A 19,596-nucleotide genomic window follows, 5' to 3' on the forward strand; every position below is an offset into this window, starting at 1 on the left:
TCCTATGTCATCCTAGGAGCCGAAATATGATTTCAATAATGGAACTAGTCCGAGGGGATTTTTCCTTAAATCTTTGGCGCTAAAAAAGATGCTGCCCTTCACTTCAGGTATTCGCTCATTGTACTCCAGCTGGTGGATAATTTCGTCCGCCGAATGCCAGCCGACTTCCGGCGTGCCAATCTTGTAAGGAGCATGGCCTATATACAGCTTCACCTGCGTTCCCCGAACCTCTTGTGCCCACCAGTCTGTCAAAATATCGTAACGCACCTCAGGGCGCGTTAGACTCCAATATAATTGCGGCGTAACGTAGTCAATCCATTCATTGCGAATCCAGGTCCTAACGTCGGCATAAGTGCTGTCATACGCGGTTATCCCGGCCTTCGTGTCTGAACCGGTAATATCCGAAGCCTTGTTGCGCCACACCCCAAACGGGCTGATTCCGTAAGAAACTGCCGGCTTGACGGCGTGGATGCTCTGACCAAGGTCGCGCACGAACTGGTTGATATTGTCACGGCGCCAGTCCCCTTTGTTCAACTGCTTCGCGTTGTATCGCTTCATCGTTGCATCGTCATTGAATTTGCTGGAAGCCGTCTCGCCGGACGGGTAGAAATAATCATCCAGATGCACCCCGTCGATATCGTAGCCATCTACGACTTCCATAATGGCATCAATAATATGCTGGCGCGCTTCAGGAATCCCGGGATTAATATAGAGCTTGTCGGCAAATTTGACGATCCAGTCTGGATGCTGATGAACGACATGGCTGCTTGGCAGCTTGCTCGTATCGGCATTCATGCTAGCCCGGAACGGATTAAACCAAGCGTGAAACTGCATGCCCCGGCGATGCGTCTCCTCAATCAGAAATGCCAGTGGATCATATCCCGGATCCTTGCCCGCTGTTCCGGTCAGATAAACCGACCATGGCACAAGTTTGGAAGGATAGAGCGCATCCGCGGTAGGTCTGACTTGAACGAATACCGCATTTAACCCCATGGCCTGTATCTCGTCCAGCAGCTTGATGTATTCCTGCTTCTGCTGCTCGGCGTTTCCGTAGGAGGCCTTCGTGGGCCAATCGAGATTGAGCACTGAGGATACCCAGACTCCCCGCAGCTCGGACGCTGCTCCGCCGCTTCCAGGCTGCTGAACCGCAGGTGGTGGTGTAGATGGCTGTTCGGTCGGAGGAATAACGGGCGTTGTTGGCCCGGTAATTGGCGGAATGCTCGTCCCCTGTGAAGATAGCGCTATCGTTCGCGTTGCGGAATTCCAGTCTACCTGCAAACCAAGCTGTTCCCCAACGAAACGAAGCGGAACCATCGTACGCCCGGACTGGATTTCAGCCGAGACATCGAGCTTCACCGCGGCATGATTCACTTGCGCCGATGTGCTTCCCACCCGCAATACAATGATATTGCTGTCTTTCGCAATCGTGACGGACTTGGCGCTGGCCAGCCAGTCGACCTGAGCTCCCAGGCCTTCGCTGATCACCCGAAGCGGCACCATCGTGACATTGTTTTTCGGTTTGATATACGGAGGCGCATCGCTGGAGAGGGTCCGCCCGTCCAGAATAATTTCGATCGGACGCGCCGCCGCAGCATCCGCGTGACCGGAGAAAGGCCAAATCAACAGCAGAATGATAAAAGAAAAGAACCAAGTGCGAAATTTCATGAGTAACCTCCAGATCATAGTAAATAATTGCCGGCATCCAAATATAGTCCCCTCTATCTCTAACGCCTTCCATGTCCCAAGAGTTGCGTTTAACTTGCAATAATTGACTTGCGCCGGGCCATAAGACAAAAGAAAAAGCATCTGTCCGGGCAAGACAGATGCTTTAGCTAGGATTCGTTCATGATCTCCTTATCGACATCCCGAAGATCCTGAATTCTGGTTTCGTCGCGCTTGAAATAATCCACCAGAGCAGCGATGCGGGTAATCGAGTCCCAGCTCAGATGATGCTCGATTCCCTCCACATCTTTATAGATGTTCTCCTCATCGACGCCGATCATTTCCAAAAATTCCTCCAGCAGATGATGCCGGTCAACGAGACGCTTGCCGATCTTCTTGCCTTTGCTCGTAAGCACCAGGCCCCGATATTTCTCATAAATGACGTATTCGTCCTTATCCAGCTTCTGGATCATCTTCGTGACGGAAGAAGGATGTACCTCCAGTCCTTCGGCAATATCGGAAACACGCGCATAGCCCTTCTCATCAATGAGCTTGTATATGCGCTCCAAATAATCCTCCATACTAGGTGTTGGCATCTTACGAACCTCTTTTCCTCTATTGGCGTCGCGGAAACTGACCGCATTACCAAATGCTACTATATTCATGATACATGTTGTGCTCGTCCGTTGGCAAGTGCGCCCGAAATTTAGAATTTAAGCCATTCAGGCGTAATCTGCTGCAGCCAAATCGTAATTTTAGCCATTTGGTTCGTAAACAGCAGCACCCCCATCAACAGCATTAGCGCACCGCCGATTTTCATGATCGCTGCAGAATAGCGGGTAATCCATTTCGTGCTGCCGATGAAGAAAGCCAGAACGAAAAACGGCAAAGCAAAGCCCAGCGTATATGCCGTAATCAGGTTTAGCCATGTTCCCGGCTCACTGACCGCGAGCGAAATAATTGCCGCCAAAATCGGCCCTACGCAAGGCGACCAGCCGGCGGAAAAACCGATGCCAAAAATAAAAGAAGCCACGTATCCGCTCTTCTTTAGCTTGATATCCATTTTGCGTTCCTTCAGCAAAAATTGCGGCTGGAATATGCCAAGCAAAAACAAGCCCATAAGTATAATTAAAATAGCAGAAATCTGGCGGATCAAATCCCGATAATGGATGAAAAACTCGCCAAAGAGTCCGGCCCCGAAGCCAAGAGTATAGAAGACAACAGAGAATCCTAGAATAAAAGCAAGTGAGTGCGCCATCGTCTTCATACGGACTTCCCGCTTGTTCTGCTCTGTCTTTAGCGTTTGCACAGACATCCCCGTAATATATGACAAATAGGACGGGTAGAGCGGCAAGCAGCAAGGCGAAATGAAGGAGGCAACACCTGCCCCGAAAGCTACCACAACATTAATATCAGCCATTACAGCCTCCGATCCTCAGATAAGATAGAAAGTAGTGTAATGTTCTAAGCGTTCAGCCCTTTTTTGCCTATAAGCGTAACGATCAGCATGCCGATGAGCAGCAGCACAATCGTAGCGCCCGGCGCCAGATTCCAAATGCCGGCCATAATCAGCCCGATCACAACGGCAATTTCCGCGATAATAACCGAAAAGATCACCGAGGACTTGAAGCTGCGCGCAATAAGCAGGCTGCATGCCGCAGGAATCGTAATTAAAGCGGATACGAGCAGGGCGCCAACGATTTTGATAGCGGTACTAATGACCAGCGCCGTCAGCACAGTAATCAGCAGGTTGAACAGCTTAACGGGCAGCCCGCTGACCACAGCGGCATCCTCCTCAAACGTAAGGAGGAAAAATTCCTTGAAGAACAGGGCCACAACGGCGATAACGACAAGCGTAACCGCGCCGACGATGTATAAATCTTCTCTGCTCAAAGTATAAATGCTGCCGAACAATACATCCGTATTGTACCCTATCCCGAGCGTAAAGAACAGCGACGCCAGCGCCACGCCACCGGACATGATGATGGCTATCGACAGTTCCGCGTAGGCTTTATAAGCTTTGCGCAGCTTCTCGATCGCGAAGGAGGCCAGTACTGCAAAGGCCAGTCCGACCCATATCGGATTGGCCTGGATCAAGAAACCGAGGGCCACGCCCGCAATCGTTACATGGGCCAGTGTGTCCCCGATCATCGACAAGCGGCGCAGCACTAAAAAAATACCGATCAGGGGGGCTGTAATGCCAATGAGCAGCCCCCCTATCAGCGCTCTTTGAAAAAATTCTGCCGTAAGTATTTCCAAGTTTCACATCTCCTAAAAGTTTTGCGGAGCAAAACTTACTTCGTAAGCATAAGCCTAGTTTTGCGTAAGCAAAACTTACATCGTAAGCATAAGCTGGCCAATCTATTGGATTGAATGCTGAAGATCGGGAATCGAACAATCCTGATCATGGGAATGCTTCACATAGAACTTGATCGCTCCGCAGCGATCCAGCGGCTCATTACCCAAATTATCCTCAATCATTTCCACATCATGCGAGACCATGAGAAACGTCATATGATGATGCGCATGCATATGGAAAATCAGCTCAAAGAAATCTTCCTGGGTCTGCGCGTCGATTCCGACTGTAGGCTCGTCTAAAATTAGCAGATCTGGCTTATTGATCAAGGCCCTGGCCAAAAAGACGCGCTGCTGCTGCCCGCCGGACAGCTCCCCGATCCGTTTGTCGGCAATATCCCCGATGCGCATCACCTCAAGCGCATCGTCGCATTTCACCTGCTCCGCCTTGCCGATGCGGCGAAACAGCTTCTTATTGTTATACAATCCTGACATGACGACTTCTCTTACAGTCGCCGGAAACAAAGGGTTGAACGAATTTTTCTGCGGCACATATCCAATCCTGTCCCAATCACGAAAACGCCGAACCGGCTGTCCGAACAGGCGAATTTCCCCGTCGGTCGGCGACAGCAGCCCGACTATCATCCGCAGCAGGGTCGTCTTGCCGGCCCCGTTCGAGCCGATGACCCCGACGAAATCGCGTTCTTTTACTGTAAAACTGAAGTTCGAGATCACGTTCTTGTCTTTATAGGAAAAGGAGACATCGGCAAGCTCGATAATATTGTCATGGCAGGCCAACGCCGATGCTGCTAAATTGTCCGGTTTCATCTTGACCGTCCTTCCGCTGGTATGTCTCTCCTTATTGTAAGGCGAGAACAAGATTTTGCAAATTTTTCTCCATCAATGTAAAATAATTCTCTCCCGCCTGCTCCTGCTGCTTCGTCAGCCCCTCAACCGGATTAAGCACCAGCGTTTTCACGCCTGCCTCCGAGGCCAGCGTGTTCACAAGCTTATCAGACACAAGCTCCTCAAAAAAGATATATTGAATCCCTTCTTCCTTCACCAGCTTGGACAGATGCATCAAATCCTGGGCTTTCGGTTCCGCTTCGGGCGTCAGGCCCATAATCGAATGCTGAGTCAGCCCGTAATCCCGGCACAGATAGCCAAACGATTGGTGGGATACGACGATCTCTTTCCGGCTCGTCTTCGCCAGTTCCTCCGTAAACTTGGCATCAAGCTGCTGCAGGCGGGCATGCAGCTGTTCATAGCGGTCCTCGTATTGCTCCCGATGAGCAGGATCAACCTCGATAAAGCTGTTTTTGATATTCTCAGCCATGATTATCGCCGATTTCGGGCTTACCCAAGTGTGCGGGTCGATATGGCCGTGGTCATGATTATGATCATCTTCGGCATGGGCGTGTCCGTCTTCATCATGATGATCGTCGTTCCCCGCGCCATGCTGGTGTCCATCCTCTTCACCGCTTGCGATCAGGGTAATCCCCTGGCTTACTTCGACGGTCTTCACCTTGGAGTCGCTGCCCAGGCCTTTAAGGAAGCTGTCCAGCCATCCTTCAAGCCCCGCTCCGTTGTATAAGAACAGCTGTGCTTTGGACGTGTTGAGAATTTCCTGGCTGCGCGGCGTCCAATCATGCGGCTCGACGCCTACAGGCAGCAAATTGATAACATGCGCCTCTTCTCCGCCTATCTCTTTTGCAAATTCATAGAGAGGATAAAAACTCGTAACGACGTTGACCTTGCCCGCAACGACCTTATTTTCATTATTGCCGCTTCCGCAGCCGGCCAGCAGCAGAACTGCCGCAAGAAGCAACAGAACCGCTTTCCAGCCTTTATATATTTTCATGTATGACGCCATTATGATCTTCCTTCCTAGCCATTCTTAATCGTAATTATTACTAGAAGGATTATAGGGTCAAAATAAAACGATTGTCAACCGCCTAAATCTGTCTTTGGCATATTGTCACATTCTAGTGTTGGCGCATGCTTGGCAAAATAAACGGCTCATGGTGTAACGGCCTTACGACCAAGGAGCCATAATATGGAGCTAATAAAATTACATGTTCTTATCCGAATTTTTGGTTATTAACTTGGCAAGGAGCTTGCTTCGCCTATGATACATAACAATCTTGCAGGTTGTGCATTGAAAAGTGCATGTTCCCCTTTTGACGTGTGTGGTATAACAGCTAATGAGTTTGAAAAGCGCATTTTATAAAGCGTGATATCAGCAATGAAAGGAGGCGTGCATCCAAGGAGAGAATCGAAATGGATACGGACGATCCGCCTGGAAAGTCGAGTTCTGCCTTCATGATGAGTATTTTGACAGCGGTTTCATCTCCATGTCTCGCTACTACCGCCGTCTGAAGGTTTATCAAAAGGAGGATGTATGAATGAGCAAGAAGCGCACTGTCAGAAACAGGTTATGCTCTATTGCTATGACCGCGATGCTGTTGTTTGGTTTGTATCCCCCATTCGGTCTTTCCGACGTATCCGCTGATAGCGTGTATACCATCCACGCGGCCGCTTTCATGGGTGCCAGGACAGCCGCAGAAACTACTTTGCCTGACAGCATGGAAATGGAAGGCCAGAGCGCGCCTGTCACTTGGCATATCGGCGAGGATACCTTTGCCGTGCCTTACGATACGGTGACGGTTACCGGTACGGCGGGAGGCAGAGCGGTCTTGGCTAATGTGGAAGTTATTCCGCCCTCTAGCCATCCCTTGGTTTATTTCGTGGATAGCGGCCGAGGCGGCGATTCCCTTGGCAACGGTCCTAGTACCTCGCCATTGTACGAGGCGGTCAAAGAACTGACCGGCGCACCCTTGCTCAATCAACTGCCGGAACAGAAGTTTGACGCAACGAACGGCTGGGGGTTCGACGATTCGGTACACAAGGTAAAAAACTCCAAAGACGGGGGGCATACGGACCCCGCTGCGGATCCGTCGATATGGGTTGTCGGGCTGCGGGCTGCCAACGATCATATCATTTATCAGCTCAAAGCCCTTGAAGCTGGAACCTATACGCTCAGCAGCGGCTTCACGACTGGTACGGCAGCCGCTCCCGCGTGATGCGCCCCAATATCGAGTATCAGGATATCAGCGGCGATAGAAAAACGATCTATCTCGATCCGTTCAATACTAATGCGACTAAGCTCATTTCCAGCGAATTTACGATCCCCGGAGACATTGACACCAGCGTTCCCATGAAACTGACCTTCGCTTATGTGTCCGGCGAAAAACCAATCTTGAGCTGGTTCGCCATAGCCAAGGGAGGGATCAAAGGCTTGATTGAGGACGCTCGGCAAAATGCAGCATCTGCGGTCAAGGTATTTCTGGACGGCAACGATATTAAGGCCGGCAATATCAACGGCCTCACGTTCAAGGGATTTGGCGTACTGAGCGCAAACAGTACCAGTGCCCTGCTAATGGATTATAAGGCCGAGCATCCTGAGTCTTATGCAGAATTGCTGCAGATTCTGTTTGGCGGAGACAACCCCATCATGACACAGGTGAAAATTGAGATGGGCAATACCATTATCAAGGGATTCGTCAATTCCCGGCGGACGCATTTTGTTTATCAGCCAGCCATCGGCTCCTTCTACGAAGGCGGTCAATATTCCTTCAAGGAATTGGGGCGCTCGCGACCCTTGGTCGGGCTGGATTCATTATGACGCGGGTCTTCACGTCCTGCAGCATTTTAGTTGGTTCGCAATGGCCGGCTGGGAGAACGGCAATAACGACGAGGGAATTTGGAGAGCGGTTCCGCAGGCCAGCTACACCGGCGCAACAGGTACTAATCCGGTCAGTGGACGCAACGGTACGCCAAGCTATATGACGCTTGCAGCCCCCGACAAGAGCGATTTTTCAACCGTTATTCTCAATGACAGCGAGTATGAGAGAACCTACAAGCTCCAGACAGTCAATATGGCGTATACGGGCACCCCTTCCCTGGAAATATGGGAAACTCGGGCCGCCGGCAAAGGAGAAGCCTTCAACAGCAGCTACATGCAATATCGCGGGAAGGTTTCTGCTGACGGAGGCGTAATTTACACCGTGCGCGTCAAACCTTATTCAATCGTGACCGTAACGACATTGGAAAACAGCGGGAACAATGCGCACCATACACCGCTCCCTGTTGAGGGCGAACGCACCGTGCTGGACACCGATGCGACCGGATCGGTTCAGAATACCGGGGACGGTATCCTTTACGCCGACGATTTTGACTTTCCGGCAAGACGGTTCCTGTAATTGGAGCAGGGGGGCAAATTACGGGCTATCAAAGCTATATCGAATCACGCGGCGGTTCTAAAGGCGCAGTCCCCCGCTACACCCATGATCGCAATGGCGCGTTTGAAGCGTATCTGGACGAGCAAACCGGAAATTACGTTCTGCGCCAGCAATTGGACCAGGGGCTTATGGGACTTGGCGGTACGTGGAACAACGGCGAGCCCGTCACAGCCATCGGCGACTACCGGTGGACCAACTATAAGGCCAGCGTCGACGTTTCGTTCGAAACGAACAATACGCAAGGCGGCGCAAATTACGCTGCGATAGGCGCCCGGTATCAGGGCGGCGGCAGCTCCCATACAATTAACGGTACACCTTATGTACTGAAATTTTGGTTTGACGGCGGCTGGCAGCTGCAGGTCGATGGCCGTTCCGTGGCCAACGGCAATGTCGTAAGCGGTTCCGGCGGCGTAAAGATCAATGACTTTGACGACGCTTATAACGCATGGCATAACATGGCTATTCAAGTGGCGAGAAGTCAGGTGACAGCCTTCCTGGACGGCGTGGAGCTTGCCTCTTACACCGATCCGCACCCCAAGCTGTCCGGCCGGGTAGATCTGGGCAGCGGATACTATCACGTTCGTTTTGACAATTTACTGGTAGAAACAGTGGAAGGCTATGCACCGTACTATTCCGAGGCGCTTGACGATCTGGAGATGCACGACCTGGCTCCCCTTCCCCAGCCCAAACTCGTTTACAGCGGTTCGTGGGCCCATAACAACGGCCAGGGCATGTTCCATTATCAACGCTCCCTTTCCACCAGCCAGGGCGCTGATGCTGCGCTGGAATATACGTATGTAGGTACCGGACTGGATATTCTGGGCCCCAACGACGGTTCGGCCAAGCTGGAGGTGATGGTGGACGGGCAAATCGTAGCGCCTTCAGCCGCCGCGACAGCTTCCAAGGAATTGTACCAAACCTTTACGCTTCGCGGGCTTGCATTTGGCGAGCATACCATTCGGATCAAGGTGTTAAGCGGCACCTTGGTGGTGGACGCCGTGGCGGTTGTTTCCGGCGAAGTGCAAGGTACGCCTGATATGGCTGCTCTCCAAGAAGCGGCAGCAGAGGCGCAAGGCATCAACAAGCTGGACGAATTCCGCGACAGCGACTGGCAGCTCTTTGAAGCCGCGCGGAATGCTGCCCAGGAAGCTCTGAATAACCCTGCTTCCTACCGATTGGATCAAGAGGGGGCTGAACAGCTCACGGGGCGCCTTGTTTTTGCCCAGAAACAGTTATTTACGGGCAATATACGGGAATGTACGACCTCAACATGCGGGTTGTTGGCGCAGACGGAACTACCGAACCGGCACCAGCCTTTGCCGAGCCAATAACGATCGCGCTGCAAGTCGATCCGAATGCCAATCCCGATTTATTGGGCATATACTTTATTTCGGCAGACGGAACCCTTGAGTATATGGGCGGGACGTTAGCGGACGGCATGATCACCGCGAAAATTCATCATTTAGGGAAATATGCGGTTCCCGAATACAACAAAACGTTTGCCGATGTAGGAGAGAGCCACTGGGCGATTCAAGCTATTAAAAAAATGGCGGCAAAGCACATCATTGCAGGGATCGACGACACGCGTTTCGATCCGCAAGGCAACGTAACACGGGCCGAATTCGCAGCAATGCTGACACGCGCATTAGGGCTAACGGCTGCTGATACCCTGACGTTCACGGATGTGATTCCTGATGCTTGGTATGCTGAAGCGATCGCCAAGGCAAGCAGCGCTGGAATCGTGCATGGTCGTGATTCGATCACATTGCGCCAAATGCCGTCATCACCCGGGAAGAAATGGCCGTTATGATCGTGCGTGCGTATAAGTATTTGCATGGCGCAGAGACAACCACGTCATACCTGGAGTCGTTTAGCGATAACGGACAAATTGAAGCTTGGGCGAGGGAGGCCGTGGGAGCCGCACAAGCATGGGATCTCATCCGGGGACGAGGAATAACCAGTTTGCTCCGAAAGCGCCGATGACGCGAGCGGAAAGTGTGCTAGTAGTTTCTAAAATTCTAAATTAAACAGAGTTCATGAATAAAAATAGACGAGTCCGCGCCATGCATGCGCGGACTCGCCTTTCAATTTTTTCGATGCTTGCCTTACCTATCCGCTTACTTGACGATCGCGCCGTTTGGCATCGAATCTGGAACGGTCGCCAGTGTCAGCTTATCTCCCTGTGAGGCGGCCAAGATCATGCCCTGCGACAGCTCGCCGCGAAGCTTGACCGGCTTGAGGTTGGTCACGCAGATCACTTTGCGGCCTACCAATTCCTCCGGCTTATAGAATTTCGCGATCCCGGAGACAACCTGGCGCTGCTCATAGCCGAGGTCGAGCTGCAGCTTAAGCAGCTTATCCGCTTTCGGCACCGGCTCGCAGGCGATAACCTCGGCCACGCGCAGCTCTACCTTCGCAAAGTCGTCGATACCGATCTCCGGCTTCGACTCCTCCTTGACGGCTTCCGCCTCCTGCGCTTTGGCAGGCTCTTCTGGAGCAGGCTCCGCTCCCGCGGACATCGAATCGACGATGTACTGGATTTCCTGATCGGCATCAAGTCTAGGGAAGATCGGCTCCCCTTTGCCCAGCTTCGTTCCAGCCGGAATCAAGCCGAACGATTTGGTGCTCTCCCAGGAAGTGAGCTCTCCTGGCTCAATGCCCAGCTGTGCCCAGATTTTTGCCGGAGCCTGGGTCAGGAACGGCTGCAGCAAGATGGAAGCGATACGCAAGGATTCCGCCAAATGCACCATGACCGAAGCAAGCTCCTCCCGCTTCGCTTCGTCCTTGGCCAGCACCCAAGGCTGCGTCTCATCAATGTATTTATTCGTCCGCCCGATGAAAGCACTGATCGCTGTCAAGGCTACGGAGAACTCCAGATTCTCCATCACTTCCTCCACCTTGCGAATCGTTTGCTGCGCGAGTTCGGACAGCTCAGCATCGTACGGCGTTACATTTGGACGATACGCCGGCAGCTCCCCGTCAAAATATTTGCCGATCATCGCCACCGTGCGGTTCAGCAGGTTCCCGAGATCATTGGCCAGGTCTGAGTTGACCCGCTGCACGAAGCTCTCCGGCGTAAAGGAGCCGTCAGAGCCGAACGGAACCTCGCGCAGCAAGTAATAGCGCGTTGCGTCCAGGCCATAACGGTCGATCAGCATGTTCGGATCAACGACGTTTCCTTTGGATTTGGACATTTTACCCCCCTTGGTAAGCAGCCAGCCGTGTCCAAAAACCTTTTTCGGCAGCGGCAGATCCAGTGCCATGAGCATGATCGGCCAATAGATCGTATGGAAACGGACAATCTCCTTCCCGACGAGGTGGACATCCGCCGGCCAATAGCGCTCATACAGCTCCGGATTGTCCGTGCCGTAGCCCAGCGCCGTAATATAATTGGTCAATGCGTCGATCCACACGTAGATGACGTGCTTCGGATCTCCCTTGACCCGGATCCCCCAATCGAATGTCGTACGGGATACCGCCAGATCCTCGAGACCTGGCTTGATGAAGTTGTTGATCATCTCATTCTTGCGGGATTCCGGCTGAATGAAGTCAGGATTCTCCTCATAGTACTGCAGCAGGCGATCCGCATAGTGGCTCATGCGGAAGAAATAGCTCTCCTCTTTCACCAGCTCGACCGGGCGTCCACAGTCCGGACAATTGCCGTCTACGAGCTGGCGCTCGGTAAAGAACGATTCGCATGGCGTACAGTACCAGCCCTCGTATTCGCCTTTATAAATATCACCCTTCTTCACCAGACGGTCGAAGATTTCCTCAACGACGGCTTTATGGCGCGGTTCGGTGGTGCGAATGAAGTCATCGTTGGAAATGTCCAGCTTCCGCCACAAGTTCTTAATGCCGACTACGATGTCGTCGACAAATTGCTGCGGAGTCTTGCCACTCTCCTGGGCTTTACGTTCGATCTTCTGCCCATGCTCGTCCGTACCGGTCAAATAGCGCACATCATAGCCGCGCAATCGCTTGTAACGCGCAATAGCGTCCCCGGCCACCGTCGTGTAGGCGTGACCGATATGCAGCTTGTCGCTTGGATAATAAATCGGCGTCGTAATATAGAATGTTTTTTTCTCAGCCATATTCCTTTGTCCTCCTTCATCATCGACAGCAACGCATACAAAAAAACTCCCACCCCGTATGGGGCGAGAGATCACTCACGCGTTACCACCCAAATTCCCTGCGTCTTCGCAGACGGCAGGCTCTGTCGGTCTTAACGACCCTCCATTAACGCCGGATTTCGCGCCACTCCCTCACCGCTGGCCGTGGAAAAACCCCGCCAAGGCGGCTCGAAAGCAGTTCCTCCCGGACCATCTTCCAAAGCCGATTCAGACCGGTTTGCAGCTCCCCCGGCTCTCTGTCACAGAATCCCTCTTCGTACTCATCCGTTCGTCGGAATGATATCATGCATGATCAAGCAGCTCATGTGTTTACCTTCTATCTTAGGAAAAGACCATCCCTCTGTCAAGCGGTCCTGGGCCGCTGATACTAGCAATAGCCGCCGAGTGCCACTCCCACTAGCTAGGCCTCATGACGAGCTCCCGTCGCTAAGCTTGCCTCCCTGCTCCGGAACCGGTGATTTCCTTGGAGGAACGGGATCGATCCCGCCAGGGTGAAACGGATGGCAGCGGGCAATTCGTTTGGCTGCGAGCCAGGACCCTTTCACCGGGCCGTGCACTTCGATCGCCTCCAGAGCGTAGGCGGAGCAGGTCGGGTAAAACCTGCAGGTCGGCGGCTTCAGCGGAGAAATAAACTTCCGGTAGAAAATGATCGGGCCTTTAACCGCTTTGCGAACGATGCCCATCTTCAGGACGTCCCGCTATTCTGAGGCAGCCGCTCGCCGTTCAGCTCGCGGCGGCAGTCTTTGCAGTAGCCGAACACTTCGAACTTATGCTTCACGACCTGGAATTGCTCAGGCGCGTCCGTCAAAGGCATGGGACAGAAATGGATCGGATACGTCCGCTCGCATTGCAGGCAGATCATATGGTGATGATGATGCCCCTCGCTGCAGCTGGCCCGGAACTTGAGGCCGTCCTCAAACATGATCTGCTCCAGTACCCCCAGTTCCTCCATCACCCGCAAATTGCGGTACACCGTATCAAAGCTGAGGCCGCTATATATTTTTTCCATATATTCATAAACGTCTTTCGGCGTTAAATATCCGTCACGCTCTGCAAACAGCTTGGCCAGCGTTCTGCGCTGATCCGTAATCCGCAGCCCTCGGGCGGACATGACCCCGATGATTTGTTCACTCGACAGCATGTGCATACCTCCCGTCTGAACTTGCGTTATGCATGCGTCTCTACTAATAATGCCCGAAAAAAACAGCAGCGTCAATGAAGGCCCGCCCAGCTCTCCACTACTAATCTCTCCATACAGCAACAAAAAAGCAGGCCCGACCTTGCTTGGTCCGGCCTGCCCTGAACGGTACAGGATATATGAAATGATTAGTGCTTGATTTCAGGTAAAGGCTGGAACAACAGATTAACGGACAAGCTGCTGCCCGGTGCGGCAGTGAACAGCATTTCCACCGTCTCCTCTTGGTCTCCGGTCCGGTACAGCACGGCCGCCTCGTGGGGGGCCTTCAAACCGCTCGTATCAGGAAGCTGGACGATCCGGCCATTCACCATAATCACCCCATCGTATTGCCCGCCCCGGGGATTAAACGTGATCAGCGTCCGCGGAGCGACCCGGTAGAGCTTGATCCGGTACAGTACGCCGAAGTTGCCCGCGTTCATTTGGTAACTCCCTGTCGCACCGTCCCTGCCGACGAGATAAGGGTCCTGCGAGTTGTCTCCGATCATCAGACGGGCAGGCGTAAGACCCAGAAGATCGCCGTAACGGATGTTTCTGGTCGCATCGAAGTATGTTCCCCGATTGTGGTTATCCATAGGCAGTACGGACAAATTCTGCAGGGCATTAATAGGATCTCTAGTCGTCGAAAGCATGATGACGTGATACTGAATCGTCTGATCGCTGTATAAGTCGGCAAACAGGGATACAACATCTCCCTGTCTCATTACGCTGGAGCTGAGTTCTGTAAAAATAACTTTGCTTTGTCCAGGGGACAGCCAGACGTCCTTAAACTTATTGCCGAACTGCATCGATTCAAAATAGCGCTGAACCGACATTTTGCCGGATGCCGTCGCGTATTTCGTAGGTCCGCCCATCCCTAAGCCCGTCTGGGTTAAGCGCGCGGTTTCCGAGCCACGATTTGTGGCTACGACGTACATCTTGACGTTTTTCCTCGTTGCATTTACATGATGCAGCATGAATCTCGTATTTCCGATCGCCGATTCCCGGTAGAGGATGCCTTCGGAATAGACCGTCTCCGGGCTGTTGCTGCGAATCAGCGTTACGGGCTCCGTATCATATTGGTAAGGAACCTTAGCCCAAGTGGGAATCTTGGTACCGTCAAACGAGTATTTGCTGCCGACTGGGGTGTAAATCTTGTAGAATTCGTCCCTCGTATACAATATCTCGTCCGTTATCGTAATCGTCTTCTCGACCGTCGAGGACAGCCCGTACTTATTCCTTACAGTCAAGCGGATCGTCTTCGGCCCTGGTGTGAAGAAAGCCATTTCATTGTTGAGCCATTCGCGCGATACGATCGCATTATCCTCGTCCGTACTATAATCCGTGTAGGAAATGAATTCCCCGATCCTATAGGTATCCTTATTCGTAGTAAAATCAGCGACCGGAGGCGTATGCGGCTTGTTCACCGTCACGGTTAGCCAAAACGTATCGCTCCATTGTCCGCTGGAATCCTTGACACGGTAACTGACCACGTATCTGCCCGGATACATAAAGACTTCCTCGCGCCCTTCCCACTGCTCCTCCACAATCGGCAGTCCTTTCGGGGAATATGCGCTAGGGATATACTGCACCAAAGTCTCGCCTGCGAAAATTTCCGGGTTGCCGATGCTGAAAGAGGCGACCGGCTTCGTCGACAGGTTGAGAATGACCTTCTTCTCCTGCTGGTTGACCGTATAGGGGATGCCAAGCGCTTGCGTAATAGAGGTTAACGGAACCAAAAATACGCCGTTAGAAGAATATGAGGGCCCTTTCATTGGCTTGACGGCACCGTTCACTTTATAGGTCTTGCTGTTCAGCTTGAAGCGCAGCTCGTCGCCGCCCCGCCGGATGATCGTCTCTTTAGTTTTATTGTCGAAGGATAATTTCAAGCCCGTCCGCTCGACGATCGCCCGGATAGAGATGTAGGAAACTCCGTCCTTGACGGTCATCGGATGCGGTGCCAAGTATTGCTTGCCGTTCTGATACATCTTGTTGCTATTCATCATCAAAACCAGCTGGCTGACCCCGGAATCTGCTGCCGTATTCGCCGTCCCCGCGGCGACAAGGCGGGTCTGCTGGTTAACTGGTGCCGACTTGGTTTCCGGCGGCTGAGCCGTACCATTTGCCGCAGGGAATTCTTCCTTGCTGCCTGAGCCGGTTCCCTCAGCCTCCGGGTTTTCCTGATCGGTTATGTTCGTCTGAGCATCCTGCCATTCGGTTGCGATGCTGTTTTGTTCTGCCTTAATATCCTCCGTGCTTAGAATACTTCCATGTACGGTCTCTGCCGCACTGGCAGGTAGAACCATGGTCACAAATGAAGCTATGGATACGGTGGTGAGGACCATTTTTTTCAAATTCATTGCTTGACTCCTTCTACTCCCATTTGAATAATACTGTCACTTGTACACTTATTATTTAACGCGGTTTTATAGGAAAAGTTGCTGCTCCTATCGCACGGACACGCAAAAACCGGTAAAATCCGTCATGTAATACGGACTTATACCGGTTTAGTAGGTAATTAGTTCCATATTAAAATGATGCTCCAGGGTTACAGGCCGTGTCCTATCGGGAACTGAGGGTTGAGGCCTACCGGAAGCTTGCCCTGCGGGCGAAGCTGCCCGAACAGCACTTTGGCAAGCGCGTCAAGCGCATATTGCCGGTTCTCGTATAGGCACAAATAGGTTCCAATTTCAGGAAAAAAATTGATATCATATGGATTCCGCGTAGATACAACTATAATACTAGAACCATGAATTTCATTCAATCCCTGAATTAAGGAAATTTGCCCTTCGGAGACCTCTCCTTCCGCGGTGTAAGTAAGCACGATAATCTGCCTGAAATTCCTGCTCTGTTCTATCGCACCCCGAATTTCGCCGCTGTCGGGAAAGGTGCCTACGGTAACCAGTGTCACTTGCTCCGCATAAGGAGCGATCGCATCGGCCAGCGTGTAACGATGCACAGCTGGTTCATCCACCTCAGTCCGTCGGCGCAGCTCCGGCCAGATGACGAGTACAGGCTCCGCTCCGTCTAGAGGCAAATTGCGGCTTGCATCACTTACGAGCGTCACACTGCGCTCTGCGATCTGCCGCAGCAGCGGTTCGCTCTCCTCCTTGGGCGTCAGCGGGCGGCTGCAGGGCTCCGGCGGCGAGCTCTCTTGTACAACGCCGATGCGCTTCTGCTTCAAGGACAGAATACGCCTCACGGATTCATCGATTTGTTCCTCGCTTAATCGTCCGCTTTGTACAGCGGCGAGCACCGTTTGGATCGCTCGCACCTGCTCCTCCAGCGTATGGCTGACCAGGACGATGTCCGCTCCGGCCTCGATGGCCCGTACGGCGCCCTCGGCAATGCCGCAGCTTTTGGATATCGCATGCATCTCCAGGCAATCCGTGATGATGACGCCTTCGAATCCTAGCTCGGTGCGCAGCAAGCCGGTAAGTACGCGGCGGGACAGCGTTGCCGGAATTCCGTCCGGCTCGAAGGCCGGAAATATGACATGCGCCGTCATAATCATGTCCACGCCGCTCTCAATCGCTTTGCGAAACGGCGGTAGCTCAACCCGGTACAACCGCTCCTTGCTGTGCGGCACGCTGGCCAAACCATGATGCGAATCAACGGCTGTATCGCCATGCCCCGGAAAATGCTTCGCCGTAGCGCTGACCCCCTGATTTTGGTATCCCCGGATCGCTGCCGCGCCATGTTCGGCTACCTGCAGCGGGTCCTCGCCGAACGAGCGGACGCCGATCACCGGATTAGCCGGATTGTTATTGACATCAACGCACGGCGCAAAGTTCAGGTTGATGCCCAGGGCGGTTAATTCCTTGGCTGCCAGCGTAGCGGCCTTTTCCGTCAGCGCCGGATCGTTTGCGGCTCCGAGCGCCATACTGCCCTGAATTCGGCTTACGCCGTCATGATCCAGCCTCGCCACCATCCCGCCTTCCTGATCCATGGAGATAAACAGGGGAATTTCCGGTGTGCTGCGGGGCAGCTGCTGCAATTCCCGGGACAGCCTGGACAGCTGTTCCACGCTTTCGATGTTCCGGCGGAAGTAAATGATACCGCCCAAGTGATGCTCCGCGATCAGCCCTTTGATTCCTTCATCTGCCGCAGTTCCGGGAAAACCGCAAATAAACATTTGCCCGATTTTTTGCTCTAACGTTAGATTTGACAGTTCCAATCTTCTACACCTGCTTTCATATAATCGACTATTAAATAAAACCATGCTTGGGAATGACGCATTGAATCATCGTGCCTTGTCCGGGAGCCGAGCAAATGAACAATCCGAATCTGCGGCCATACTGCAAACGCAGCCGGTCATGAACACTGCGCAGTCCCAGTCCCTGTCTCTCCGGACTTGGATAAGGCTTCAACGCATCGTACTGGACTTGCCCTAGCTCCGCATACTGGATGGAGGATAGCTGCTCCCCGGTCATGCCGATCCCGTTGTCTTCGATCCGCAGAATCATCCGGTCTTCCTCCAGGAATCCTGTAATCGTAATATGCCCCGGATATTCAATGCCGTCGAAGCCGTGCTGAATGCTGTTCTCCACGAGCGGCTGAAGCGTTAATTTGAGCAGCCGGTACGGCATCATTTCCTCCGGGATATCGATGGTATAATCGAACAAGTCGTCGAACCTGATCTTTTGGATTTCCAAATAGCTGTACAGATGCTCGATTTCGAGACTAAGCTTGATCTCTTCCTTCTCCTGAATGCTGATCCGCAAAATGCTGGCCAGGCGCAGCACCATTTCGCTCACCTTCCGCCCTTCGTTCTGAATGGCCAGAACGTTGATCGACTCCAGCGTGTTAAAGAGAAAATGAGGCTTGATTTGCGCCTGCAGCACCCGCAGCTCCGCGTTGGCCTTCTGCTCCTGCTCCGTCTTGACCTGTTCGAACAGCTCATTGATTTTGTTCATTTGATTGTTAAAGCCCTTTTGCAGCAAAAAGAGCTCGTCATCGCCCTTCTCTTCCACTCTGGCCTGTAAATCCCCCGCCTCGACCTTGCGCATAAACCGGACGATTTTGCCGATATGGCCGGTAATCCGGTTCATAAACAGCACGTTGAACAGCGTCGCTGTGATCAAGCAGGTCAGCAGGATGGCGATAAACCATTTGGCAAAGGTCGTAACCTCCTGCGACAAATAGCTCCAAGAGGTTACAGATACCAGGCTCCAGGGATAACCTTGCAAATTGTAAATAGAAATGATACTTTCCTGCCCGTTGAACTTTCCCTTGAAGCTCTGATAGGTATCATTCGGAAGAAACGCCTTGTTAATATGCTCCTGGATGTGCTCGCCGTCAAACTCGGACTGGTGATCGTATAAGACAAGACCGTCGTCATTAACGAGCATAAAACGGGTATCCTTCATTTCGCTGCCCAGCTTCAAATTTTGGAAAATCCGCTCAAACTCCCAGTTCTTGATCTGCACCGCCAAAATGCCGAGCGGCTTCATCGTATTTTTATCCTTGATCAGCCGGATTTGCGTGAATACGTTTTCAGAACCCGTCAGCTCGGGATACTCATAAGGTGCAATCCACTTCGACTGGCCCTTGAGCGCCTTCACTTCTTCATACAGGGGATGCAGCTTAAACTTCTCATACGGCAGAGTCTGGAAGCTCTCCTTGTTAAACAAAGTCACCACGTTCGAGGTTTCGCCGTATCCCCGCTCACTGTACAGAAAAGCGTAATCGATGGCAGGGTGGTTATATAGCAGGGAGCGAAAGTTTTTCTGGTTCTCGTTCAATTGAATTTGGCTGACCAGGTTCTGGGATTCGGGATCCTCGGCCATGAGCGCCATTTTGAATATTTCGTTGGAGATCCCGTTATCCGTCACATTGTCCATCTCTTGAAACACTTTTTTGATGCTGTAGCTGATGGCCTTGAGCGAATATTCAGCCTGCTGGCTGTGTTTTGTCTCGATCGATTGAAAGGTGACGAAAAACGTGACGACGCCAAGAATGAATAGCGGCACGATCACGAGGCCGAGAAAAGCCGTCAACAATTTGATCCTCAAGTTCATAGGTTGTCTCCTAG

Annotated in this window: 18 protein-coding genes; 5 read left to right on the plus strand and 13 right to left on the minus strand. The window is 52.4% G+C overall.

Features of this window, described 5'->3' with window-relative positions; translation table 11 throughout:
- Window positions 1–12: 12 nt before the first annotated feature.
- The 6 genes from QNH46_RS15100 to QNH46_RS15125 all read right to left on the minus strand — a co-directional run bounded on the left by QNH46_RS15100 (window position 13) and on the right by QNH46_RS15125 (window position 5,818).
- A complete protein-coding gene (locus QNH46_RS15100; protein ID WP_283925030.1) occupies window positions 13–1,665 on the minus strand; it encodes a family 10 glycosylhydrolase in 1,653 nt (550 codons plus the stop codon).
- 167 nt (window positions 1,666–1,832) lie between these two features.
- Window positions 1,833–2,258 (minus strand): transcriptional regulator MntR, encoded by a 426-nt coding sequence (gene mntR, locus QNH46_RS15105; RefSeq protein WP_155610218.1) that lies wholly within the window; start codon window positions 2,256–2,258, stop codon window positions 1,833–1,835.
- A gap of 110 nt (window positions 2,259–2,368) precedes the next feature.
- Entirely contained in the window at window positions 2,369–3,082 is a 714-nt protein-coding gene (locus QNH46_RS15110; protein WP_283925031.1) for a cytochrome c biogenesis CcdA family protein, read from the minus strand.
- 44 nt (window positions 3,083–3,126) lie between these two features.
- A complete protein-coding gene (locus QNH46_RS15115) occupies window positions 3,127–3,921 on the minus strand; it encodes a metal ABC transporter permease (protein WP_283925032.1) in 795 nt (264 codons plus the stop codon).
- 102 nt (window positions 3,922–4,023) lie between these two features.
- Window positions 4,024–4,785 (minus strand): metal ABC transporter ATP-binding protein, encoded by a 762-nt coding sequence (locus QNH46_RS15120; RefSeq protein WP_283925033.1) that lies wholly within the window; start codon window positions 4,783–4,785, stop codon window positions 4,024–4,026.
- A 31-nt stretch (window positions 4,786–4,816) separates the two neighbouring features.
- Window positions 4,817–5,818 (minus strand): metal ABC transporter substrate-binding protein, encoded by a 1,002-nt coding sequence (locus QNH46_RS15125; protein ID WP_283925034.1) that lies wholly within the window; start codon window positions 5,816–5,818, stop codon window positions 4,817–4,819.
- 544 nt (window positions 5,819–6,362) lie between these two features.
- Here QNH46_RS15125 and QNH46_RS15130 point away from each other — a divergent pair.
- The 5 genes from QNH46_RS15130 to QNH46_RS15150 all read left to right on the plus strand — a co-directional run bounded on the left by QNH46_RS15130 (window position 6,363) and on the right by QNH46_RS15150 (window position 10,068).
- Window positions 6,363–7,040, plus strand: a complete 678-nt coding sequence (locus tag QNH46_RS15130; protein ID WP_283925035.1) for a hypothetical protein — start codon at window positions 6,363–6,365, stop codon at window positions 7,038–7,040.
- Window positions 7,040–7,642, plus strand: coding sequence for a hypothetical protein (locus QNH46_RS15135; protein WP_283928456.1), 603 nt, complete (start codon window positions 7,040–7,042; stop codon window positions 7,640–7,642). Before QNH46_RS15130 ends, QNH46_RS15135 begins: the two co-directional genes overlap by 1 nt.
- 40 nt (window positions 7,643–7,682) lie before the next feature.
- Complete coding sequence (locus tag QNH46_RS15140) at window positions 7,683–8,219, plus strand: hypothetical protein (RefSeq protein WP_283925036.1); 537 nt, start codon at window positions 7,683–7,685, stop codon at window positions 8,217–8,219.
- Between the two features lie 140 nt (window positions 8,220–8,359).
- A complete protein-coding gene (locus QNH46_RS15145) occupies window positions 8,360–9,589 on the plus strand; it encodes a hypothetical protein (RefSeq protein WP_430691943.1) in 1,230 nt (409 codons plus the stop codon).
- Window positions 9,529–10,068, plus strand: a complete 540-nt coding sequence (locus tag QNH46_RS15150) for an S-layer homology domain-containing protein (RefSeq protein ID WP_283925038.1) — start codon at window positions 9,529–9,531, stop codon at window positions 10,066–10,068. The genes QNH46_RS15145 and QNH46_RS15150 overlap by 61 nt, the downstream gene beginning before the upstream one ends.
- A gap of 307 nt (window positions 10,069–10,375) precedes the next feature.
- On the opposite strand, the gene metG is transcribed toward QNH46_RS15150, so the two are convergent.
- From metG to QNH46_RS15185, 7 genes are all read right to left on the minus strand, one after another.
- Window positions 10,376–12,349 (minus strand): methionine--tRNA ligase, encoded by a 1,974-nt coding sequence (gene metG, locus QNH46_RS15155; RefSeq protein WP_283925039.1) that lies wholly within the window; start codon window positions 12,347–12,349, stop codon window positions 10,376–10,378.
- A 145-nt stretch (window positions 12,350–12,494) separates the two neighbouring features.
- Complete coding sequence (locus QNH46_RS15160) at window positions 12,495–12,674, minus strand: hypothetical protein (protein WP_283925040.1); 180 nt, start codon at window positions 12,672–12,674, stop codon at window positions 12,495–12,497.
- Window positions 12,675–12,795: 121 nt separating this feature from the next.
- Entirely contained in the window at window positions 12,796–13,071 is a 276-nt protein-coding gene (yidD, locus tag QNH46_RS15165; protein WP_283925041.1) for a membrane protein insertion efficiency factor YidD, read from the minus strand.
- A gap of 2 nt (window positions 13,072–13,073) precedes the next feature.
- Window positions 13,074–13,529: a Fur family transcriptional regulator gene (locus tag QNH46_RS15170; RefSeq protein WP_283925042.1), complete on the minus strand. Its 456-nt coding sequence runs from the start codon at window positions 13,527–13,529 to the stop codon at window positions 13,074–13,076.
- 185 nt (window positions 13,530–13,714) lie between these two features.
- Window positions 13,715–15,922, minus strand: a complete 2,208-nt coding sequence (locus QNH46_RS15175; protein WP_283925043.1) for a stalk domain-containing protein — start codon at window positions 15,920–15,922, stop codon at window positions 13,715–13,717.
- Between the two features lie 188 nt (window positions 15,923–16,110).
- Window positions 16,111–17,739 carry a beta-N-acetylhexosaminidase gene (nagZ, locus tag QNH46_RS15180; protein ID WP_430691834.1) on the minus strand — a complete coding sequence of 543 codons (1,629 nt, stop codon included), beginning with the start codon at window positions 17,737–17,739 and terminating at the stop codon, window positions 16,111–16,113.
- A 31-nt stretch (window positions 17,740–17,770) separates the two neighbouring features.
- A complete protein-coding gene (locus tag QNH46_RS15185) occupies window positions 17,771–19,582 on the minus strand; it encodes a cache domain-containing sensor histidine kinase (RefSeq protein WP_283925045.1) in 1,812 nt (603 codons plus the stop codon).
- Window positions 19,583–19,596: the final 14 nt, after the last annotated feature.

Origin of the sequence: Paenibacillus woosongensis (assembly GCF_030122845.1) — a bacterium.
GTDB classification, from domain to species: Bacteria; Bacillota; Bacilli; order Paenibacillales; family Paenibacillaceae; genus Fontibacillus; species Fontibacillus woosongensis_A.